The organism is Acaryochloris sp. IP29b_bin.148 (assembly GCF_028285565.1).
In the GTDB taxonomy this organism is placed as follows: domain Bacteria; phylum Cyanobacteriota; class Cyanobacteriia; order Thermosynechococcales; family Thermosynechococcaceae; genus Acaryochloris.
Map to the genome: position 1 here is coordinate 1 of NZ_JANQOY010000080.1, position 22,812 is coordinate 22,812.

The 22,812-nt window shown below is 45.7% G+C and carries 21 protein-coding genes, 1 tRNA gene and 1 pseudogene; 11 read left to right on the forward strand and 12 right to left on the reverse strand.

Annotated elements, in window-relative coordinates; genetic code table 11:
• Positions 1-207 precede the first annotated feature (207 nt).
• The 5 genes from Q0986_RS07060 to pyk all read right to left on the reverse strand — a co-directional run bounded on the left by Q0986_RS07060 (position 208) and on the right by pyk (position 5,332).
• Positions 208-912 (reverse strand): lysophospholipid acyltransferase family protein, encoded by a 705-nt coding sequence (locus Q0986_RS07060; RefSeq protein WP_299406793.1) that lies wholly within the window; start codon positions 910-912, stop codon positions 208-210.
• Positions 909-2,081: a VWA domain-containing protein gene (locus tag Q0986_RS07065; protein WP_299406797.1), complete on the reverse strand. Its 1,173-nt coding sequence runs from the start codon at positions 2,079-2,081 to the stop codon at positions 909-911. Before Q0986_RS07065 ends, Q0986_RS07060 begins: the two co-directional genes overlap by 4 nt.
• Positions 2,082-2,113: 32 nt before the next feature.
• Entirely contained in the window at positions 2,114-3,082 is a 969-nt protein-coding gene (locus Q0986_RS07070) for a TIGR04168 family protein (RefSeq protein ID WP_299406802.1), read from the reverse strand.
• Positions 3,083-3,092: 10 nt separating this feature from the next.
• Entirely contained in the window at positions 3,093-3,476 is a 384-nt protein-coding gene (locus tag Q0986_RS07075) for a DUF4346 domain-containing protein (protein ID WP_299406806.1), read from the reverse strand.
• An 80-nt stretch (positions 3,477-3,556) separates the two neighbouring features.
• Positions 3,557-5,332: a pyruvate kinase gene (gene pyk / locus Q0986_RS07080; protein ID WP_299406811.1), complete on the reverse strand. Its 1,776-nt coding sequence runs from the start codon at positions 5,330-5,332 to the stop codon at positions 3,557-3,559.
• Positions 5,333-5,472: 140 nt separating this feature from the next.
• Here pyk and Q0986_RS07085 point away from each other — a divergent pair, with 140 nt between their 5' ends.
• Positions 5,473-5,916, forward strand: a complete 444-nt coding sequence (locus Q0986_RS07085) for an RrF2 family transcriptional regulator (RefSeq protein ID WP_299406814.1) — start codon at positions 5,473-5,475, stop codon at positions 5,914-5,916.
• An 80-nt stretch (positions 5,917-5,996) separates the two neighbouring features.
• Here Q0986_RS07085 and Q0986_RS07090 read toward each other — a convergent pair whose 3' ends face one another.
• The 4 genes from Q0986_RS07090 to Q0986_RS07105 form a co-directional block, all read right to left on the reverse strand.
• Positions 5,997-7,346, reverse strand: a complete 1,350-nt coding sequence (locus Q0986_RS07090; protein ID WP_299406819.1) for a prepilin-type N-terminal cleavage/methylation domain-containing protein — start codon at positions 7,344-7,346, stop codon at positions 5,997-5,999.
• A 228-nt stretch (positions 7,347-7,574) separates the two neighbouring features.
• On the reverse strand, positions 7,575-8,108 hold the full coding sequence (locus Q0986_RS07095) for a type IV pilin protein (RefSeq protein WP_299406824.1): 534 nt from the start codon (positions 8,106-8,108) through the stop codon (positions 7,575-7,577).
• A gap of 29 nt (positions 8,109-8,137) precedes the next feature.
• A complete protein-coding gene (locus Q0986_RS07100; RefSeq protein ID WP_299406827.1) occupies positions 8,138-8,638 on the reverse strand; it encodes a hypothetical protein in 501 nt (166 codons plus the stop codon).
• A 119-nt stretch (positions 8,639-8,757) separates the two neighbouring features.
• The gene (locus Q0986_RS07105) at positions 8,758-10,080 is read right to left on the reverse strand and encodes a hypothetical protein (RefSeq protein WP_299406833.1); all 1,323 of its coding nucleotides are present in this window, start codon (positions 10,078-10,080) and stop codon (positions 8,758-8,760) included.
• A gap of 928 nt (positions 10,081-11,008) precedes the next feature.
• Here Q0986_RS07105 and Q0986_RS07110 point away from each other — a divergent pair.
• The 8 genes and pseudogenes from Q0986_RS07110 (at position 11,009) to Q0986_RS07140 (ending at position 18,969) form a co-directional block, all read left to right on the forward strand.
• A complete protein-coding gene (locus tag Q0986_RS07110) occupies positions 11,009-11,557 on the forward strand; it encodes a GspH/FimT family pseudopilin (protein ID WP_299406838.1) in 549 nt (182 codons plus the stop codon).
• 46 nt (positions 11,558-11,603) lie between these two features.
• Positions 11,604-12,071 (forward strand): type II secretion system protein, encoded by a 468-nt coding sequence (locus tag Q0986_RS07115; protein ID WP_299406842.1) that lies wholly within the window; start codon positions 11,604-11,606, stop codon positions 12,069-12,071.
• Positions 12,037-12,129 (forward strand): annotated as a pseudogene (locus tag Q0986_RS22910) (prepilin-type N-terminal cleavage/methylation domain-containing protein); the annotation flags it as partial. The gene Q0986_RS07115 and the pseudogene Q0986_RS22910, both read left to right, overlap by 35 nt.
• A gap of 6 nt (positions 12,130-12,135) precedes the next feature.
• The gene (locus Q0986_RS07120; RefSeq protein ID WP_299406846.1) at positions 12,136-13,062 is read left to right on the forward strand and encodes a hypothetical protein; all 927 of its coding nucleotides are present in this window, start codon (positions 12,136-12,138) and stop codon (positions 13,060-13,062) included.
• A gap of 9 nt (positions 13,063-13,071) precedes the next feature.
• Positions 13,072-15,375, forward strand: a complete 2,304-nt coding sequence (locus tag Q0986_RS07125) for a hypothetical protein (protein WP_299406850.1) — start codon at positions 13,072-13,074, stop codon at positions 15,373-15,375.
• Between the two features lie 1,461 nt (positions 15,376-16,836).
• Positions 16,837-17,121, forward strand: coding sequence for a hypothetical protein (locus tag Q0986_RS07130; RefSeq protein WP_299406854.1), 285 nt, complete (start codon positions 16,837-16,839; stop codon positions 17,119-17,121).
• Positions 17,111-17,548, forward strand: coding sequence for a hypothetical protein (locus Q0986_RS07135; protein ID WP_299406858.1), 438 nt, complete (start codon positions 17,111-17,113; stop codon positions 17,546-17,548). The genes Q0986_RS07130 and Q0986_RS07135 overlap by 11 nt, the downstream gene beginning before the upstream one ends.
• A 1,121-nt stretch (positions 17,549-18,669) precedes the next feature.
• Positions 18,670-18,969, forward strand: a complete 300-nt coding sequence (locus tag Q0986_RS07140; protein WP_299406863.1) for an endonuclease domain-containing protein — start codon at positions 18,670-18,672, stop codon at positions 18,967-18,969.
• Positions 18,970-19,010: 41 nt separating this feature from the next.
• Here the strand turns inward: Q0986_RS07140 and Q0986_RS07145 are convergent, their stop codons facing one another.
• A complete protein-coding gene (locus Q0986_RS07145; protein ID WP_299406866.1) occupies positions 19,011-19,862 on the reverse strand; it encodes an Rpn family recombination-promoting nuclease/putative transposase in 852 nt (283 codons plus the stop codon).
• 98 nt (positions 19,863-19,960) lie between these two features.
• A complete protein-coding gene (locus Q0986_RS07150; RefSeq protein ID WP_299406871.1) occupies positions 19,961-20,536 on the reverse strand; it encodes a Uma2 family endonuclease in 576 nt (191 codons plus the stop codon).
• A 508-nt stretch (positions 20,537-21,044) separates the two neighbouring features.
• Here Q0986_RS07150 and cbiB point away from each other — a divergent pair.
• A complete protein-coding gene (gene cbiB, locus Q0986_RS07155) occupies positions 21,045-22,040 on the forward strand; it encodes an adenosylcobinamide-phosphate synthase CbiB (RefSeq protein ID WP_299407128.1) in 996 nt (331 codons plus the stop codon).
• A gap of 33 nt (positions 22,041-22,073) precedes the next feature.
• Here cbiB and Q0986_RS07160 read toward each other — a convergent pair whose 3' ends face one another.
• The gene (locus tag Q0986_RS07160) at positions 22,074-22,604 is read right to left on the reverse strand and encodes a peroxiredoxin family protein (RefSeq protein ID WP_299406876.1); all 531 of its coding nucleotides are present in this window, start codon (positions 22,602-22,604) and stop codon (positions 22,074-22,076) included.
• Positions 22,605-22,738: 134 nt separating this feature from the next.
• On the opposite strand from Q0986_RS07160, the gene Q0986_RS07165 reads away from it, so the two are divergent.
• Positions 22,739-22,811, forward strand: a tRNA-His gene (locus tag Q0986_RS07165).
• The last annotated feature ends 1 nt before the right edge of the window (position 22,812 follow it).

A 22,812-nucleotide genomic window follows, 5' to 3' on the forward strand; every position in this document is an offset into this window, starting at 1 on the left:
TCATTCAAACATTCCTCTTAAGCTAAGTGAAGTGAGACCATTGTAAAACCTCCAAAACTTAGACTGGGCAATGCAACCCGGAAAAATTTACAGGTGGGACTTTCCTTTCACTGTCATTTCGTTACTGTCTTATTACACCTAAAGCATAGGAGTAATGCAGATGGGGGTACAAGGATCTAAGGTACTAATCTGGCATGCCCTATAGTCCTAGTACTCAATCACATTGCGCGTTCCCCAATGCTGTTTTTGTAGCGTGTCCATCGCCTGTCGAGTAGCTGCCATTAGTGCCTTGACCTCGCTAGCAGGAAAGATGGGTTTGTCCAGCACCACTTTGACTGATTGGTATTGAGGAATATGCTGAATTAACGCTAAATCATGGGATTGGGCGATGTGGCTTTGCAAGGCAGGGGGAATGGTGAGACGGGTCAATTGCTCCTGTTGGGGACAGATCATCATGGGTACAATCGGAGCTTGGGCCTTTAAAGCGAGAACTGCAAAGCCTGGATGAAAGTCTGCCAAGGGGGCTGCAAAATCATTCTGAAAAATATAGCGTTCACCTTCAGGGAAAATCCCCAGCAAGGCTCCACGGGCTAGAACAGCTAGGGCTTGTTTAAAGGAACTGGGCTTCACCGGACCCTCCACCTCCATCAGCACCATGCCTGTTCGTCGAATCAGCCAATGGGTAAGGGGTAGATCCTGCATATAGGCTGCAGTCACCCAGGAGATATAGCGAGGAATTGCCACGCTGACAATCGACGGATCAATATTAGAGCGGTGGTTGCACACCAGAATACCTGCCCCAGTGGATAAATGCTCTAAGCCAATCACCTCAATGTCGATCTGACGGCGAATCCAGGGTGCTAACAGCCACCGGCAACCGTGATAAAACCGCTGTTGGGATGCAGTGGTCATGAGGATGCTGTGACAATCTCTTCTTTTGCAGCCCACTGACCGATATCTTGGCGTTGGATTGCAGCGGCCATTAAGTCTGCAAACTTATCGGGCGTGCAGGCAAAGGCGGGAATACCTAGAGCGGCAAATTTAGCAGCATTGCTATGGTCAAAATAAGGGGCACCATCATCACTCAGGGCCAATAGGGTCACCATCTGCACCCCTGAACTGACCAGGGAAGCAACACGTTTCAGCATGGCTGTCCGATTGCCCCCTTCATACAAATCGCTAATCAGAACTAAGATCGTTTCTTCCGGTCTGCGGATCAGACCCTGACAGTAGTTCAAAGCGCGGTTGATATCCGTGCCGCCACCAAGTTGGGTACCAAACAACACATCCACTGGATCTTGCAGCAGGTCCGTTAAATCGACAATGGCCGTGTCGAAAACGACCAGCTGGGTTTTGACCGCAGGGAGAGACGCCAAGACGGCCGCAAAGATACTGGCATAGACCACCGAGGTAGCCATTGAACCACTCTGATCCACACAGAGCACAATATCGCGGAGGGCTGAGCGTTTGCGACCAAAGCCAATCCGGGTTTCAGGAATAATCGTCCGATACTCTGGCTGATAATGGCGCAGGTTAGCCTGAATCGTCCGGTGCCAGTCAATTTCATGATGGCGTGGGCGGCGATTCCGAATCGACCGATTTAAACTGCCCTGGACAGCCTGCTGCATGGGGTTAGACAGCTGGCGAATCAAGTCCTCCACCACCTGCTGCACGACCAGCCGAGCCGTCTCTTTGGTCTTGCTGGGCATTACCTGACTGAGGGATAGCAGATTGGCCACTAAATGAACATCGGGCTCAACCGCAGCGAGCATTTCTGGCTCTAACAGCATCTGCTGTAGGTTCAGCCGTTCCAGGGCATCCTGCTGCATGACCCGGACAATAGCGCTGGGAAAGTAACTGCGGATATCGCCCAGCCAGCGGGCCACTTTGGGGGATGAGCTTCCTAAGCCACCGGAGCGTTTGCCTTGGGATTCGTACAGGGCAGCTAAGGTTTGGTCCATCGCCATATCTTGGGATTCAAGGGTTAACCCACTCCCCGCACTAATGCCATCTGCCTCGCCACCCCCAAGGATCAGCCGCCATCGACGCTGGCGTTCGGAACTATTCTGGGATTCTGTCATAACTGCCTATTTCCAGAAGGAGACGATCTGGTTTATTCAGAAGAAGAGGGGACTAGCGTTGGGATAACATCAGCAGGGGGAGCAGCCTGGGAGTATAAGGGGTCTGAAGAAACAATGTTATGGTCGGCATTGACCCAGACGAGCTGCACATCGGTAACTTGATGGTCTTGTAAGGTTACGAGCGAGAAGTTGCGCTGTAGTCCTTGCTCGGTTTTGATAATTCGAGGGACACAGGCGGCATTGAGATAGACCGTGCCTGCTGCATCTACACAAAGTCGCTTGCGCTGGACGGTTTTAGTATGGCGCAAGTTGTGGTGCATATGGCCGAAGGTGACGAGGGGGACGCGTTTGCCGGTGGTTCTGGTGGTTGCGATCGCATCTCGCAAATCCGGGTCGCCAAAATCTCCACCCAGCTGCTTCCAATCCTTCCCACAGGGATCTTCTGCCTGGTCTCCTAACCCGGTCGGGCCATTATGTCCCAGAAAAATAATCGTATCTGCAGAGGCTTGGGCCGCAGCCTGAGCAATCCGTGCGGTAGATTCTTCAAAATTCTTGACGCCAAACCGATCGCGATAAAATCCAGCACAGCGCCAGTCGGGGCCACCCCAGCTAAAGGGCCGCCCACCCACGACGCTGAGATCAAGCTGGGGAAAGGTGCGGTGGGAATAGCCCACATGAGCCTCTGCGAGTAAGTCCATTTGCAACGAGACCCAATCTTCCTGGGTGCGATCATAGGGACAATGTTTTGTGCCCCACGGTGTGGCAGTATACCAGGCATCATGGTTCCCGAAAGATGCGGCATAGGGTAGTTCTAGAGTGGAGACCGCTTGCACCACCTCCACCGCTTCATTGCCAAAATCCCCCACAAATAGCACTAAATCGACGCCAAGCTGTGCCAACGCCTTTGGATCCTCTGCATCCCAAGCGCCATGGATATCGCCAATCACAGCGATTTTGAGCGATGGAGAACAAGCGGGAGGAGTAGAGAGAGGCTCAGTCATTCATGTTTCGCTAGTCTTGGATATATTCTTGGTCCTGGGCCAAAGCCATTTCGGCCCGGATAAACTCGCGACCTAAATAAGCAGCATGATCCAGTTTGGTTACCAAACAGGTCTTTGGTTCTTCAAAAATAGCAATACAGAGTTCTTTGGCCGTTTTGGCTCGGAACTGGGCATCGGGTTTGCGCTCTACCTTGCCATGACAGGCTAGAGGTTCTCCTGTGTCAGGATCAACTGCTAAGCCCTTCTCATTAATGTCATTGGCATAATGATCGGCACAAATGGCTGGGGCTTGCCGATCCAGGTAAATCAAAAAATAGCCCCCCGGATCTAAAGCAATAAAGCGCTGGGATAACTGGTCATTAATGGCAGCTTGATCACTAACAATGGTGTTCATGAACTAAAAACGTCGAGTGGGTAGGATGCAACTCCAAGATCCAGTCTAGTACGCAAACTTTAATTCAGGGAAAAGCATCGCTAGTGTTTGGCCCGTAAGGCCATCATGCCAGAATAGACCAGCCCTTTTTTAATATTTAGGGTGAGGTGAGTCCCATCTCGAATCATCCGCGTGGCATTTTCAACGCCGACAATCACTGGAATGCGCAGTCTCAGACCTAATACAGCGGCATGACTGTCCATTCCGCCCACTTCCGTGATAATCCCTGCGGCCTTCCGAATGGCATCCACATGGCGGGCATCCGTCTTCGTGGCCACTAGAATATCACCCCGATTGAATTCCTTAATACTATTGGGCGTGGTGACAACGCGGGCCAGACCACTGACAGAGCCTTGACCGATGCCCATTCCCTTACCCATCACAGCAGTGACTACTTCTACCTTGATAAAGTCGGTAGAGCCCGCAACTCCCTGTAAAGTCCCAGCTGTGATCACGACTAGATCGCCTTCTTCGACGAGTTCTTTTTCCTGAGCAACATTCAAAGAGGCTTGTAGGGTTTCGTCAATGGACGGCAAATTGAGGACGAGTAAAGGCTGCACCCCCCAAACCATTTGTAATTGGCGGGCGACTTCCACATGGGGGGTAACCGCCAGGATGGGAATATTAGGCCGATACTTGGAGACATTCCGTCCCGTGGAGCCAGTTTTGGTAAAGGTGAGAACTGCTTTGGCTTTGAGTTGAGTGGCAATATGACCGACTGCTTGACTAATCGCATTGGGAATGGCAGTTTCTGAGGTATCGAGCGCCGTACTATTTTCCAGGCTTTGCTCACGGTCGATGCGTTCAGCAATTTTGGCCATGGTGGCAACGGCTTCCACGGGATAGTTACCGACCGCCGCTTCATTGGAGAGCATTACAGCATCGGTGCCATCCAAGATGGCATTAGCGACGTCTGACACCTCTGCCCGCGTGGGTCGGGGGGAGTTGACCATGCTGTCCAACATTTGCGTGGCCGTAATCACGGGGATGCCTAAACGATTGGCCGTGGCAATCAGCCGCTTTTGTAGAATTGGGACATCCTCTGCTGGCAGCTCCACCCCTAAATCGCCTCGGGCAATCATAACCCCGTCACAGAGACTTAAGATGTCCTCCATCTGCGTGATGGCTTCATGTTTTTCGATTTTGGCGATGACGGGAATCGATTTACCTGCGTTGGCAATAATTTCTTTGATCTCGATCACGTCTTCAGGATTACGCACAAAACTCAGGGCAATCCAATCCACGCCATGCGTAAGACCAAATTGCAGATCTTCTCGGTCTTTGTCGGTTAGTGCCTTGACAGATAAATAGACGCCTGGAAAGTTAACACCTTTGGAATCCGAGAGCTTACCGCCAACCACCACCCGACAATGCAGGGTTTTAGAGGCTAAATCAACGTCCTCTACAACCATCTCTACGCGACCATCGTCTAAGAGAATAGTGGCGCCAACGGAGACTTCCTCTGCGAGCTTGGCATAGGTAACCATACTGCTCGTCTGCGTTCCCGGAATCGTCTGGCTGGTCAGCGCAAAGGGATCTCCTTTTTGGAGCATGATCGGGCCATCTGCAAATTTGCCTAGACGAATTTTAGGCCCCTGCAAATCCTGAAGGATGGCAACGGGCTGGTTCATCTCGTAAGAGAGTTGCCGGATCAGGCGAATGGAACGCAAATGATCGTCGTGGGTGCCGTGGGAAAAGTTGAGTCGCAGGGTGGTGGCTCCCGCTTCAATCACCGCCCGTAGCATATCTGGCTTGGCAATGGCTGGCCCTACGGTGGCCACAATTTTGGTACGACGATTGGACTCAGGCAAGGACATGTATCAATTTCAAAAAATAGTCTAGGCAGTTAAGATAAACAGTCAATAGGGTTGACCATCAACTTAACAGTTTAGGCTGAGACGTTACGCCAAGCGAATTTTTGGCTGAATTCCTATAGAACAATCAGACGGAGATTAGGGTGAAGTTAACGACGCGAGGGCACTATAGTGTGAAGGCGTTGCTCGATTTGAGTTTGCAGCCCAATTTTGGACCCGCATCGGTGAATGCCATTGCTAAGCGACAGTCTCTCCCGGCGCCCTATCTGGAAAAGCTCTTGATTGAGTTACGACAAGCGGGGTTGGTCCGCTCAGTTCGGGGTTCGAAAGGGGGATATCAGTTAGACCGTTCTCCGGGACAAATTTCTCTGGGGCAAATTTTAGAGGCGGTGGGTGAAACGATTGAACCGTTGGTGGACCAATCGACGCCCCCCCAACTCGCAGAAGATTGGGTGACGCAAACGCTGTGGAAGCGCCTCCACCAAAAACTCAAGGAATCCCTCTACAGCATTTCTCTAGAAGATCTTTACTACGATGCTCGTAGTTGGCAAGCTGCCCAAGGCGCTGAAACGAGTTTTGTGGTTTAAGGAGTGAATCACAAGCTGGCGGTTGGACCAGTATGACGAGAATTTAGGACTTATACAGATGCCGATTCAACGACTATCCTTTAGACATCTGGTGTGATAGTCGCCAGAATCACTAGATCTTGATAATCATAAGAAGGATCACCTGGACTACGGCGTCCCAGCTCAAAAAGAAAAATAACTTGATTGTCTGCAATGGTGACCCTTCCATTGGCATCGATATACCCTTGGGTAATGGTGGCAATCGGTAACTGACCGCCAAAGGGTGTGATGTTAGGCAGTGAATCTCCATTCTGTAGGGTTAAAACACGCTCAGAATTACTATCTGATGATGCAGAAATATTTCCTGTTCTACCAGGACATGTCCCATTAGTATTCCCATTCTCGTCTAATGTTGATGGTGTTGAGCTACCGTCCACCGATAGTTGAGTTCCGGGGGCAACTGAGATATTCGTCTGGGATCCTAATGGTGCAACGGTAGACAGAGAAGCCTGGCTGACAAGTTGTTGCCTTAGGGTGAGGCTATAACTTGCTAAAGTCTGAAGAGGATCTCCCCCTGAACCACAAGTTATTTCACTGCCTAAAACCTGAACATCCAGTGTCGATGGTTCCAAGATGGTTACAGGGGTATCGTCTGAGGGGGGACTACCTGTAGGGATGCCACCTGTAGAGGTGCCACCTGTAGAGGTGCCGCCTGTAGAGGTGCCGCCTGTAGAAGTACTACCTGAAGGAGCAAAACTTTTAGAATTACGGGTTGCAACCGTAGTGCTTGCAGTGTAAGAATCTGAGCCTTGAATGGGAAGATCGTAAACACCTGCATGGAATAGTTGAGCAATTTTGCCAGTGGAGTCAACACACGCTCCAAAACCAAGATTGCCATTCGCAGTCCAATCGGCATTGGGACAATCCGGGGAAACGCTACTCGCTTGGATTGAATCAATCAGTGGTTCATGGCTCCAGTTTGCGGAGTCTGAAGGATCTGAATAGGTTCCATCGTTATTGTACTTAGGTCCCCATCTGAAAATGACTCTGGGGCCTACCCACAAGTCATTAGGCGAAGGGGCTGTGTAGTATACGACTGACTGTTGGCTGTCAGGTATATCTGACATTTTTAGTACGAGGACTGGCTCAGCCCCAGTGGGTAAATTGGTCGTAAAGTTTGGAGGCTCTGGCTCTTGGTCTGCATCGAAAACGATTCTGTCCGCATGGCGAATTTCGGTGGCAATGAACTCTAAAGACCGATTCAACTCGACCCGTCGTTCATTTTGGGCATTGGCGACCTGACTGGAGCGAAAGATGGAGACTAGGCCGAAGCCGCCCAAGGCCACCACCCCCAGAGTAATGGCGGCAGCGACGAGCACTTCAGGTAGCGTAAAGCCTTGCGAGGAAGGCTTTCGATCAATAATCTGTTGTCTTAATAATTGATTTACCACTTTTTTATATATTCTGAATAAGATTTTCTATCGAGATGAATGTCAGTTAGATGGTAAGTTGAGCGCTGTCGTTCAAGTTATTAAATAGGTTTAGTTAATGTTTTTTTGAAATATTCATTTTTAATCTTAGAAAAGAGTTTAGCTTACTCTGAAATAATAGGGAAAGTGATCAAGGCTGGGACACAAGTACTGTTAGAAAAAACTCTTGATAGGTCACGGATGTTTCTATCAAGAGGCATAACAATCTTTGGCCTCTGGTTGGTTCGCTGTTGGTGGATAGGCCCCTCTGAATTCACCTGTTCTAATAATGCCAATGCCAGCGGCAATCGCGATACAACGCATCCCTTGAGATTGATCGGGATGATAAAACACTAAGACATTACTGGAAGCAGTCGATCCTTTCAGGGAAAATTCGATAGGGGTGTTGTTTGCAGCGATGAGATCAACCGCATTGGGGTTTGTGCCGCCACCCAATTGTGTCAAATCTCGCGCGCCTGTCGGCAAGCAACTTGGAGGAGTGGCTGTGATAGAAGAACTGCTAATCGTCAGGCTGCATTGTTGGCTGGTGCGAATGGCGGTTGCTTGGCCTTCCTTGAGGGCTCCCTCTACTTGTCTGGAGACGTCTTCTATTCTTTTGTTGTTGACCCAGCTAAAAAAACTAGGCGCTGATAGGGCAGCCAATATACCTACAATGACTACTATTGCTAAGACTTCAGGCAATGAAAATCCGAAGTTTTTGCGTTGATATTGGGATAATGTCATAGCGTTCGCTGGTCAGTTCAAACAATTAACTAAGGACACTCAAGTGATTTATCAGGAATGACCTTAGTTTGAACGATGGCAATGGGAATACTATCAGCAGAGACGACCTCATATTCTAAGCTCAGTACATTGAAAGGAGCATCAGAGGAAAGCGTTGGAGTACGTGTAAGGGTATACGGACGATTGCCAATAACGCTTAGTTTGTCGGTATCCACTGGTGCATTTTGCTCAATTCTGGCTTGCAGGAGAGCGGCATATCCCGAGGTGTTATCCAGTGTTTGACACGCTGGTAAGTTAACGTCTTCTCCTAAACCCAAGCGCTTCGCTTCAAACCTTACCCGTTCTATATCTTCTTGGATCCAGGTTGTTGCTTCACTCAGTTCTTGACCTTTTACTTTGAAGGCAGTTGCAGTCACTAACGCTTGCATGGCAGTGCTAATAAAGCCAGTAATTACTAAGAGGCCGACTAAGACTTCTACTAAAGTAAATCCAGTGTGTTGAGGTTGATGTAAATTGGGTTTGGTTATCATGAAATTTGTAAACTGTGAGAACATATCATCCGTCCAGCTTTTTATTGAAGTATATTTTAGAATGTCTGAGTTTTAATTAGAGTTATTGATCAACAAAAACAATCTGGAATATTTTATTGCTAATTAACAGAACGCTCGTTGGTTATCCATGCTTGAATTGGACTTATTTGTGGTGGATAAAGTACGTCTATAGGTGCATTACTCCATTTACGCGAACTTGCTGGTTTGATTTCTTGTACATTATCTAGAACTGGTGTTCTCACGGTTCCGGTTCCACTATCCGACCAGCTCTCAACCCAAAAAACGCTTGTATTGAAGATTTCACGGCTATCATTATTGGTGCCACATATATTAGAGGTAGTCGGCATTAGGCCGCTTGCAGAATTCCGGACAGTATGGGACGGTGCATGGATAAAGACATTACATAAAACAGTACCTTTATCTAACAGAATATCTCCACTACCTTGGCCATAAATTTTAACTTGAAATTCTTGGCAATTTTCTGCGGAACCTCCGCAACGAATTACAGTATTTTGTAAATTAATATCTCCACCTACCCATAGCTCAACGTTTTGACTTGCATTAACATCTATAAAACTGATTGAACTATTATTGGGATTTCCTAGGCCATTAGGATTAAAAGATTTAGATATACTGCTGTTCACTTGAATATTGCTATTTGTTGAATCTCTTAGAGGTAAAGAAGGACCAGCGGGAGGTAGTGGTGGGTCAGGGATCGAAAGACTTAAGTTCTTAGTAAAGTGGTTATTTTGAGATTGTGCAGTGATGGAGCTACTGCAAGATCCAACAACGTCTGTGTTTATGGGGCCAACATCAGCATTATCCGCAACCCATAGACCTGCAAGAGGGACTTCTTCTACTGGAAACTCTACTTCCAATTCAGAAATTGATTCGCTGGGTTGGCCTGCGTTAACCCGTCCTTGAACTCGGAGTATGGAGTTTTGATCATCATAGGTTAGCAATCGATATTCGCCTTGACTAGGTTCGCTAGGATTAATATCCTGCCATTCTCTGTTCGCAATGCTGACGATCTCAGATGTTCGATTAATCCCACATTCAGCCAAGATGTTACGAATGTTGTTGGGTAACGCCCAGCTTTCAATAGAGTTGCCACTATCTGGACAAGTACCATCAGGATTTCTAGTGGGGGGAGTATTCAGATCTGTTGTACAGGCAGGATGATTTGCGATCGCACGATGCTGATTCATCAAAGCTCGGATTTCATTGACCCCGGTTTCGGCAGCGTTGAGGCTTTTGGCGGTATCTTTTTGTGCGATCGCACTGACTTGACTATCTTGCGATCGCAATAACAGAGTCAAACCCACCAATAGAATGATCAATCCCATGCCCATCGCGACGGGTAGAGCAAATCCAGCTTGGCCTCTACGGCATTTCAGCGAATATTCAATCCATCGATTCATAGTTGATGGTCTCAACGAAAACACAAATGTAAAGTGATCTGTATAGATAATGCGCGATTAGATTTGTATTAAGACTATACCGAATTTTTGTATGTAATTTAAGTACTTCTTCCCATGACAATCAGTAATATTTAATTATGAATACTGCCGCGATTCCTCAATGCTATGTTTATAGACCTTGATCAGACTATAGAACATATACACTGTCATTTTTGGGAATCTAGCGAATTTTTGTCGACGCTCAGATAAAAATTATATTCAGTGATCTAGATCACACTGGCAGGTGATTTCGATTTCTACACTGGGTTCAAAGAACGAGAGCTAGGAGTGGACTTCAGACCTATCCTGAACCACTGTCTTCTTTATCTTTAAAAGATTCAATAGTGTGTTGCTTGGGTGTTAGCGCAGACTAGGAATTAAGGCTTATTAACAATAAATACTCGTAATCCTGAATTTCTTCAAAGTTATTGGAAGATTAGGGATATTGTATTGCCGTATTAATTATAGTCGGCAATATTTTTTGCAACTTACTATTTTGTTTTGTCTATTTTTTAACCATTAATGCTTGATTAGTATTTTTCTCTTACCAGAAGTTTGTTGCTATTTTTGTCTGTTTTAGCGTCTAAGAAGTAGAACTTGTAAGATTTCCGCGATATCACTGAGGTGAGCCAGGAAGATTTTATATAGAGTGATGGTTGGGGATAGAAAAGCTTTGTAGCAATATCTACCAGACCTGTGTTTGTCGATCGGTGCTTGGGAGCAACTGAGGCGAACATTGGGCTCAGTCAAGGGACAGTTTTTGTTGGATCTTGGCGGGCTTTCGCTTGGCCAATTTTGACGCCACAAACCTCTATGTTATATCGCCATTTCAGTGATCAATTTTGTTGAAGTTGCGTCCATCCTAAGGATCAAGAAGAGAGTTTATCCCATGCGTCGAAACACCCTATCTTTTGTATTTTATAATCGCCTGATTCGGTATCAACACACAGCAAATCTAAATGCTGGTATGTCATTAATTGAAATTTTGGTTGTGGTTGCATTGACAGCAATGTTGGCTGCATTTGCAGCCCCAGCCATCACCTTTGGTACCAATCCACTGAGAGATACATCGAATCGGATGGCCGCCAATTTCAAGTTAGCAAGGGCCAAAGCGATGGCAAAGACCGCTGCCTATCGGATTCGCCCCCTATCCGTTGGTCAAGTCGTTATCGAGCATGCTAATAACTGCAACGAAACCACCTGGACCACAGCCTCAGAATTTGTAACAGAGGATCTGACCTTCGATACACCGACCGAAGTGATTTCAGCACAGGTAGATGGTTCGGGTGTAGCTAATACGGGCTGGAATGTGTGCTTTAACAGTAGAGGCCGAGCGAATCAAACATTAGAACTGACCTTCCAAGATACAAATACCAATCAACAACGAACCTTAGAGATTTTTGTGGGGGGAAATGTTGACCTTAGTGAGATTAGTTGACACAGGTACAGAGAAAAACTCATGAATTGTGAAACAGGTTAACGTTATGAGCACTAGAGCTAACAGTAAGATTTACAACCATCTTTTAGGTAGGGTACAGCCTAAGAAGAAAAGCGAACAAGGACTCACTTTAGTTGAAGCAGTAGTCTCTATATTGATCTTTTTTATTGCCCTAGCTGGTATTGTTCCCATCTCTCTAAACTATTCTCTGGCTGCTATTAGAAATGAGCAACGAACTGGGGCAATTGCCATGTCCCAACAGATTTTGGACGAATTGCGTCAAGTTGATGCTTCCACTTTGCCGGATGGTAATACGACTTTAACAACGTTGCCTTCTGGAGAATCATTAACTGATGTTCCATTGATGGGTAAAGAATACAGCTCCCAAATTACTTACTGTCAAACTTCTAGTGCTAGTTACTGTGATGCAAATTCAAGACATATCAAAATCGAGGTGCTTAGGGATGGTCAATCAATTTATGAAGTTGAGACTGTCTACACGAAGTTCGAATAAGGGATTCACCTTAGTTGAGCTGCTGGTAACTACGCTGATCTCATCGATTATTTTGGGAGCATCGTTGTCTCTGATTGTTGACCAACGTAAACAGTTTGTCACCGATCAAAATCGGACCCAAGCTAGTCAGAACCTAAGAACGGGTATGGACTTAGTTGGGACTGATGTGAAATTAGCAGGCGAGCGCTTAGAAGAGGATTTTGAGCAACCTGCTGTGGTGTTGATTGATGAGAGCCATAGCAATAACACATCAGATGCAGATGAACTGGTGGTACAGCGAAAACTCATCCCGGAAAAACTAGGTGTTTGCGCAGATGTAGCAGCTGGTGCTTCTAGCATCACAGTATCCATTGCTTCAGGCTCCGATCTATGTACTTTTTCTAGTAATGAAACACCGACAGCGGATGAATATACAGATCTGCTCAATATTTTCCGAGACTACCGTTGTGAGGAGGATGGAACTGCAGGCTGTGCAAGAACGACAGCCCCGGGAGCAGGGAATTGTGATGATGAATGCACTTGGGCTTATATTTATAATCCCAATACTAACTCGGGTGAATTCTTTCAGTATGCCTTTGAAGATGTAGATAGTACCGATCCTGAATTGAACCGCATTTATCTGGGGGGCTCTTCAACCTTAGCCTCAAATTACCCCGCTGCTGACAACCCAGAAATTTATCTGCTAGAGGAACGGGAGTACAGATTGAATGGTGAGGTCCTTGAGCTGGTCATTAATCGTCAAAATAGTGAACCACTGCGCTTGATTAATGAAGTCCAAGACTTTGAAGTAACCGTTCAAGCGTCGGGGGCATCTAATTCTTCCTTTAACCCTGATGGTGTGCCCACCACAGCGCTTAATTGGCGTGACATTGAGCATATCGAAGTGGAATTAAAAACCAATAACCCTGCTACATCTGATTTGATTGAACTTTCAGAAGATAAGCGCACATTATCCTCCAAATTTTTCCCACGTAATATTATCTCCAAATAATTTGCAGCTATGAAACGCCAGCCTAAATATTTCCAAAAGTCCTTATTCCATCTTTATCTGCGGTTGCAGCGACAACAGCAGGTGGAGGGAGGCTACAGTTTAGTGGTCACTGTTGCCATGCTGCTGATCCTATCTACGCTACTGATCAGTGCCGCCATCATTAGCAAGGTGGATACTGTGAGCACAACCGCTTCCGCCAAAAGTAATATTGGTTTCTATGCTGCTGAAGCAGGACTGAATATACGGGCACAGGAAATTAGGAGAGAATTTGAGGGCTATAACCGTCCTTCCGGGACTTCACCTACTTCATGGCAAGACTGCGTGAATGGCACAACAGGTGCGCAAGGAACACTCGACTTTGGGTGTGATGAAGAACCTTTCCAGGGACAACAAGTCTGGACTTACGTTGAAGAATTTCCGAATAACCCAAGACCAACTATCGTTGCCGATGGGCCTTTTGCAGGGCTATCGGCCCAGGAATATATTTATGATGTGGTATCCGTTGCCACTGACCGAGATACGCTTACTAATGAAACATCACCGTCTACCATTTTGGGCATGAGATTCAAAAGCCGTTTAGTCCCACTGTTTCAGTTTGCGGCTTTTTATGAGCAAGATATGGATTTTGCCGTTCCGCCCAGTATGACTGTTAATGGTAGAGTCCATAGCAATAACGATTTATATTTGGATGCCAGTAGCAGCGGCACCTTCTCAATTAATGGCCAAGTCACTTCAGTTGGGAAGCTCTACCGGGGTGAAAAAATTGATGATGATTGCAGTGGTATTGTCCGAATCGATGATGGATCAGGTTATCGGACCTTAGGATGTAGTGGTAGCAGGCAAGAGTATACTCAAAGCGATGTTGAATCAGATTGGAATGGCAATATCAATGTTGGCATTGACAAATTAACTGTTCCAGAACCCGATCAGTTTGATGCACAAGCTGGCAAACTTTATTGGGACAAAGCTGATTTGAGAGTAGCCCTTGTTTTAGACTCGGGTGGTGATCCAACTGGCATCGAGGTGCAAGACGTAGATGGCTCTTCCAACAGCACAGCTACAACCGATTTACGGAGCTGTAGTGCTGATGGTGTTACCACAACATTGCAAAATGAAAACGGTAGTGATGCTAACTATGAAGCCAACGATACCCAAGTCAAAATAACGAACGGCACAGGGAGCCAGTTTAGCACTGGTGATGTTGTAGTTGTAGGTGATGATATTGACAGCAATGTTATTACTTCTGTCACAACTGCAGGTAGCCCTGATCGACTCGATTTTAAGAGGCAGCTTGGACATAGCTATCAATCTGCTTTTCCGAGTGCTGGCGACACTGTTCGTAAAGCTGTTGTTTCCACTTCTGATACCTTCTATAACTATCGTGAAAAAGAGGGTAGCTCTGGTACAGAGCAAGGTAGATATATCCGCATGTTAGATATCAACATGGAAGCCCTGTTCGACTGCGTACAGTCAGAAAGCTTGATGGGGTCTACCAATCTGGATGATGATACCGATGGTGGACTCGTTTGGTTCTTTACAGTCAAAGGACCAGACTCTAATACAGATGTGACGGCTAGCGGTAGTCCCAACAACTATGGTGTTCGGATGTACAATGCTGGGACATTAGCATCTACAATATCTGGAGCCCCTACCATTCAAGGGTTGACTGTGGTTTCCGATCAAGCTATTTACACTCGGGGCGACTATAACCGCTTCAACAAAAAACCGGCTGCCATACTGGGTGATACGATTAATGTCCTTTCCGACGCCTGGAAAATGGACGATTCTAATGGTCGTATTTATAACCCTTTGACAAATATCCCTGGCCCCGAGGACAGTACTTCTTTTGATGTCATTGTAGGTGCTCTTCGCCAAGCAAGTTCAACTACGATTAATGCTGCCTTTTTGGCTGGGATTGATATTTCTGGCGGTGTGAATCAAGGCGGGCAAGATGGTGGGTGGAGTTCTTCTGGTGGTGGATGGAACAACTATCCTCGTTTTCACGAAACATGGTCTGGGGCTACCTTAACTTATAGAGGGTCAATGGTGACTTTGGGATCACCTCGACGTGTGAATGGTAGCTTTTGTGGTAGTCAGTCCATTAACTCTAGTTGCAACATCTACACTCCTCCAACTCGTAACTGGGATTACGATACGGATTACGATAATGCTGCAAACTTACCTCCGTTAACCCCCCAAGCAGTTTATCTAGAGCAAGAGTTGTTCCAACGTGAATTTGATGTCTCTTTCTCAAATAGTGGAAAGCAATATATTGCAACCTTACCCACCATTCAGCCAAGCTTTACGTTTTAAGTATTGCTAATAAGAAGTTCAACTGGAATTCCTGAATAAACTAGGAAGCGAGAGTTAGAGATAAATCTAGCTCTTGCTTTTTTATGATTGGCATGACTAAAACTATATAAAGATTAGGATAACTTGTTTATCAAACGAGTTGAGCTTGTAAATATCCTGCTGACAGTCGTCTAGTTTTTAGTAAATTCATAGGAGTCAAAACTCTAGACAGTTAATACTAATTCCTCATGAGAATGTTTTTTTATCTCGATGAATTGACAAATTTTCAATGTTTTTGAAAACCTATATAGGTCATTTATATGGGAAATTCATATTAGTAAAAAATCTATAATATTTACAGTGCACTCAGCTTGTAAATTTTTAATTTAACTGAAATTAGATTTTACACAAGCATTAGTCGAAATATTTCATCAACGCAGGATCTAAACTGAAGATCCATAGAAAAGAAAGGCTCGGAGTATTGATCAAAAAACTATTCTTTTGTCAAAATCACATTAATAATGTAAGTTGATAGTTAGTTAAGCTTGACTTAAATATATATATTTTTCCTCTTTAAGAACCGATCATATAAAACAAAAAATGTGCGAGATCGAGTTGGTTCTAATGCTGAAAACTAGCTAAGAGAACTCTCTTATACAAATTTCGTATAGAGTATAAACTACTTGATCTACTGAATTAACGGGTTTGAAGTGCCTTTACAGATTAATACAGGTCATCTTACTGAGTAATGTTGATTTAGAAGCTGAGTTTGATAGTAGTAAACCTAAATGTTTTAACTCTGCAATCTAGCTGAGATACAACAAACTTTTCGACCGAATTATGGGCCTCTATCCTACTATAGGCATAATGGTAAAGCCATTGACTATAGGATTTAGCAAGAATAGTAACGTAGACCAATATACATTGGCAACTTAGGAACATATCGCCGTTGCAATTCAGTATTTTAACTTCAGAAATCTTGACTAGTCTTACTTTCAGATATCAAGTTTTCGATTCCAAACTTTATGCATCTGCAAAGATGACATGCTCCCCGGCAACTTCAGCCAGCCTGCTGTCTGATCTGCATAAATCTTTTCACCTGTGCAAGCTAAGTATCTATTTAATTAGCATCTGAATCAGGAATATTTGAGTTTCAATTCTTACTAGTATACAGACATAATTTTGCTACTTCAAGTAGCAGAACCGACATGTAGATAGGCTCTCTTCATTATTTTTTTATGAATTCCTTATGTCTGCTATATAATTAAAAGCTGCATATGCTTTTAGTCCAATTTTTACATAACAAAGAATCGATGAAGTACTTGTAGATAAAAGTCTTCATCGATTCTTTGGCTATGCCCTTTGTCTAGAGAGGCCGAAGCCACTTAGCGAATAGGCTTGAGAAAGTTTTGGAGATTTTGAGAGAGCTTATCTTAGGAATTACCTAACGAACTGAGTTAACCAATTGTAGAAGTTACCATAGTGATTGTAGCTGTTGCTACTGCTGTTGTTATTAGGGTTGCTATTGCTGCTGCAGTTGGTCCTATGGCCGCCATAGTTACTGCAGTTGTTGCCACTATTGTTGCTATTTCGGTTATTTCCGTTATTTCGGTTATTTCGGTTATTTCGGTTATTTCGGTTATTTCGGTTATTTCGGTTATTTCGGTTATTTCGGTTATTTCCGTTATTTCGGTTATTTCGGTTATTTCGGTTATTTCGGTTATTTCCGTTACTTTGGTTGTTTCCGCTACTTTGGGTGCTGTTTGAAGATGTTGTCGAAGTTGTAGGCGTTGTCGAAGTTGTAGGCGTTGTCGAAGTTGTAGGCGTTGTCGAAGTTGTGGGTGTTGTAGGTGCTGTTGCACTGGCAATAGTAGTTGTACCCAAAGAAGTATCTACGCCCATGGCAATTGTACCCCCTCTAAAAATTTCAACCTCTGCTTGCTTATTACTATTTGCTAGCGTGAGTTTAAGATTTTTATTAGCACTTCCTCGGCTATCAAAACAAACACTCCAATCAGCATTATGGGAACCACTATTTTCAGTTGCTTCTGTGATTGATACCCCATCATTAAGGGTTAAATCTTCACCAACGAAACTTGATGCTGTTGTCCAATCCCCAGACGCTGCATTACAAGAATTTGCCTTTTCAATAATCATCTCAGTGCTTGAGCTAGAGATAGGTTTGACACGATAGGCAGCGGTTTGAAACATCGCCTTAGAACGAGCCATTTTTAAATTTGCTGACACACGAGAGGCAGAATCTCGAACAGAATTTTGTCCAAATGAGGCGATAGTTGGGAAAGAGATAGCAGCTAAAAAACCCGTGATAGCAACGACCGTCATGACCTCAAGCATACTAATGCCTGCTTCATTGTTAGAGAGAGCAATACGAGAATAGGTTTTATGGAGATAGGTGTGGTGGTTCATGACGGTTAATCAATAGTTAATTACAAAACTTGCAGGTAGTTCTATATAAATTATTGACAGATATCTGGTGCAATCTTACATTTTTTGCAAAATTATTTTTCAGTATAAAAAAGGATGCCAACCTTAAAAAAATATGATGGATATCCATTTGAAATTTATGAATTTCTGTCTAACTTATGTATATGAATAGATTATTTTTTGTCTAACTTATGTATATGAATAAACTTCTCTCCTCAGCGTATTGCCAAGCTAGCTTGTATTTTTCAGCCCTAAAGGGCTGGTATAAGAATGTAGGTATCAAGAAACATTCCAGCATGGTTGCGATCACCCCTCTAGCAAAAAAAACAACTTATTTGCATTAATGCTCACTATCCCTACGATTCAGCCCAGGGCTGTTTCAAGTTCGCCAGAGCTAATTCAAAAGTGCTGAAAATTCGTTAGTCGCAAAAGTACTTGTGAAGATCGATGTACGCAAGAATAGTAGCTCCAGATTTTCTCTCAGGAATTTGAAACAGCCCTGACGATTCAGCCCAACTTCTCCTTGTAAAGGGGAACAGATAAAGTAAAACCATAGCAGAGGGTGAGTTTCAGGGAAACCTAGACCCACCCTCCGCTTCATCCGTTCCACACGGCTCCCCAACCAACACAATCCCCTCCCAAAAGGGGATAGGTGTAGGAATCATATATAGCGGTTCTTTCTCAAGTGAGGTAGAGCGTGGCAACTGCAATGAATATATAGCAAAGGTTCTAAGACCCTTTACTGTATTTCATCTGTCTGGGAACCGCTATAGTCTCAAAGATAATCTGTTCAGGGAAAGAGAATAGCTGCTCACTTTATCCCCTATCAACCTCATCTAATAAGAACTAGCCCGTCAACTGCGACAACATATGCCCCCCAGTGAAGTCATTTTGTGGCAGCATCGGAAACAAAAACAAATGGGTGGCTACGACTTTGATCGGCAACGACCCATTGACGCTTACATCGTAGACTTTTACTGCAAATTTCTGATGTTGGCGATAGAAATCGATGGTAGCAGCCATGACAACCCAACAGCCCAGCAGAACGATCACCTCCGTCAAGCCCGGCTCGAATCTCTAGGCATCAGATTCCTCAGATTTCGTGAAGCGCAAGTGTACCACCAAGCACCAACCGTCATCCAAACCTGGATAACCCATCATCCCCTTTGATACATCCCCTCCCAGAAGGGGCGAAGTGGGTTCAAGACCGATCACAAATGCACATCAAGCCACTGCTCCAATTCCGCCATCTCCGCAAACTCCAATAGTGCTTCACCCAATGCCTCTAGCTGCTCTAGAGACAGCGTTTCAATTTGCACTTGCGTCTGCTCAGGAATTGTACCCAAACGGTGAGTCAGCAATCTCAACACCAACAGCCGTTCTCCTTCCTGTCGTCCTTCCTGTCGTCCTTTTTGTAGCCCTTTTTGTAGCCCTTCTTCTAGAATATCCTGGTAAATCACTGATTCCCGCATCACGTCCTCCCGAAACAACCGCTGAATCACATCCTTCTTGAATTTTAACCCAGCCAAAATCTGGATATAGCTAGACACCTCAGCTTGTTGCGCTGGCCCCAACTCATCAACACGCTGCACTACACGCTGCAACAATCCCTCCGCATTCAGCGCAGATGTTAGCGGGGCAAACGGCAGTAATGCCGGATCACTCAAAAACAACTCAGGAGGCTCTTGCCACAAACGGATCACCTGGTACTGATGCTGGGTCTGCTCCACCCTAAAAGCAGACTCAATTACAGTCCCAGCAGAAGGTGGCAGCAACAAGATCACCACTTGGGTAATCGGCAGCCGATACAGTCGATACAACCTCACCCAATAATCCAGCATCCGCAGCGGTAGAGGGGGCTGAGAGTCCAGCTTGGTTTGGAACTCCAGGTGAAGAATGCGCCCTTGCACTCGCAAAAAGGTGACCGCATCCGCCCGAATGGGTTCAATACTTAGTTCTGTTTTGAGCACCTCAACCTGTTTCAGAGATTCTCCTAAAATCCAACTCGCAAAGCGATCAGGATGTTTTTCGCACAGGAGCTTACACAGGTTGTCAAAAGACATAGAAGAAAGTAGTCAGGATACAAACTTAGCCCACCCTCCAAAATACACCGATACCATCCCCTTCTAGACAAGGTGCCTGTGCGAGAACCATTGGAAATTTAGAGAATGTCAGACAAATCCAGCTCAAAGTCAGATAACACATCCTCTCCCAACAAAACGGCAGGCGAAATTAGCACTTCCGGTAATTGCCCAAGACGATAAATTTCTACCTGCTGACCTTGCGGATCAATCAGCCAGCCCAACCGAGCCCCACTAGCCATGTACTCCTGCATCTTTTCTTGTAGCTTGGTCAAACTATCGCTCGGAGAACGGAGTTCTACAACAAAATCAGGGCATAAGGGCAGAAACTTTTGGCGTTCCGCCAGCGTAAGAGCTTGCCAGCGTTCCAGTGTGAGCCAGGAAGCATCTGGAGAACGATCCGCCCCATTGGGGAGCTTAAAGCCGCCAGAAGAATCGAAAGCAATACCCAGTTTACATCTCTGATTCCATTGATATAGTTGGCCAGCAATAGATAAGTTTCGACGACTAGTTTCACCACCCGCAGGGGACATAATAATCAAAGCTCCTGCGGCGTTACGTTCAAATCGGTAGTCGCGATGATGCTGACATAGTTCAAAAAACTGGTCATCAGTCATCTGGATAAAAGGGGCTAAGTCAAGCGTGATAGCGTCCATCGTTTTTACTATCCGGGGCTTTGGGCAATTAGTAAATAAAAGCGGTTCAGGTGCTTGTGCCAGAGGAAATTACAGAGATTACCAGTAAGACGAGTAGAAAAGTGAAAAAGCTCTACAGTTCCGCAACCAACGCTACTGCTGCCTCTGTAACCAGAGTCCTAGGCCATTTCTGACTACAATTAGCAAACTAGCTGCCGTGATCACATCGACTTTTGTAAGCAACCGATCCAGGTGGGTCAAGACTTGCCATTCTAAAATAGTTGGACGCTTAAGAACTCGATGATGTCATTTTGGAAAGGCATTGGTATGGTGGATGTTAACTGGAGTTGCCTTAATCATAACAAAGCCATGTTTCAGCAGCCTCTCAATACCATCCACCACAAGGCATCGGAGTCTGTGCAGTGAGCGACGGGTCCATTTCTAGAATCACTGGCTTGGCAATGGGGCAAACACAGAGGCAATCAGACCGATTAACGCGTCTGAGTCTGTGATTATTTCTGACGGTGCGATGGTTTTCGACCAGCCTTTAGCCATCGCAGTTCTATTGAGTGCTGCCATCCTCGATTTCGCAATTGGCGATCCGTGGGGATGTCCTCATCCTGTACAAGCTATGGGGTGGGTGATTCAGCGATATACCAAAGGGGCATTGCGGTGGTGGCATCAACCGTGGCAATTGCGCTTAGCTGGACTCCATCTAACCTTTGCGTTAGTTTGTAGCGTTGGCCTGGGTAGCTGGTTATTGCTCTACGGTCTGAATCAGTGGGTTTGGCCGATCAGTTTGGGGACTGAAGTCGTATTGTTAGCCAGTTGTTTTGCGGGGCGAAGTCTCCGGGATGCAACAGATGATGTCCTTAGACCGCTAGCCGTAGGGGATATGATGGTGGCGCGATCGCGTCTACGCCGATACGTGGGTCGAGACACAGATACCCTCGCCGAGCAGGATATTTTGCGTGCCCTTCTCGAAACCGTGGCAGAAAATGCGACTGATGGCGTGATGGCTCCTTTGTTTTATGCTTTGGTCGGCATTGCTATTCCTGGTGTAGGGCCTGTTCCCTTGGCCTTATCCTATAAAGCGGTCAGTACCCTAGATTCCATGATTGGGTATCGAGAATCTCCCTATACCGATCTGGGTTGGTTTAGTGCCCGGTTAGAGGATCTGCTCACCTGGCTTCCCTGTCGGTTGACGGTTCTGACAGTAGGGCTATTATCCGGCAAACTCAAATCCATTTTGATCTTGGGCTGGCGAGATGCGAGGAAAGATCCGAGCCCTAATTCCGGGTGGAGTGAATGTGCCTATGCTGCCATTCTGGGTGTACAACTAGGTGGGAATAATTGGTATCGAGGAGTTGCCAAGTTCAAACCCTTATTGGGTAATCCGATTCACCGCATTATTCCCCAACATGTTGAGGTAGCAATCCGGCTGACACGCAATTGTTTTTTGATCTGGTTGGGGTTGACCCTAGCAACTGCTTTGCTCCTTCTACCTATCCCCAAACTCACGTAATTGGATGACTACACTGGGGTATTTCAGGGATGACTAATGCAAACTCCCAAGCAGGGTGAGTACTTCATCGATTCCCACATTGTGATCGACAAACGAAAACATGTGACAAAAGCGGATTTTGCCGTCTAAAGCCACAATATATTGAGCAGGTAACGGGGCAAGGGCTTGTCCTGCCCCATAGTTGCGGAAGCTCTTACAGGTCGGATCATATAAAAAGGGATAAGGCAGGTCTAAGTCAGAGACAATTTGCTCACTCTGCACGTGATCCGTACTCGAGATCATCAGTAGCTCTGCCCCTCGATCTACTATCTCTGAGTAGCGCTGTTTTAAGTCTTGAATATGGGGATAGCAAAAGGGGCAAAAGAGTTTTTCGGTAAAGATACGAGTAAAGGCGAGAAAGACGGGCTGCTGTCCGCGATAGTCGGAGAGTTTGACTAGGTCGCCTCCGACCTGGGGCAGCTCAAAGTCTGGCGCAGGCCGTCCGACAGCAGGCTCCCCTTGACCTGGCAGGGGCACAAAGTTATCTATATAGCATCGATTAAAGAACCCTGAACTTTGAGTCATTGGTCACTGTAATTCAATAGCCAAATGCAAGTGCATATTACCAATGAGTGTACGTTAGTATGCATTAGCCCCGATAGATTAGCTAGAAACCTGGATCAACCTTAGGTCTAAGTGCTATATTCATAGACGCAATGGCGGGCGTAGCCAAGTGGTTAAGGCAGTGGATTGTGGTTCCACCATTCGTGGGTTCGAGTCCCATCGTCCGCCC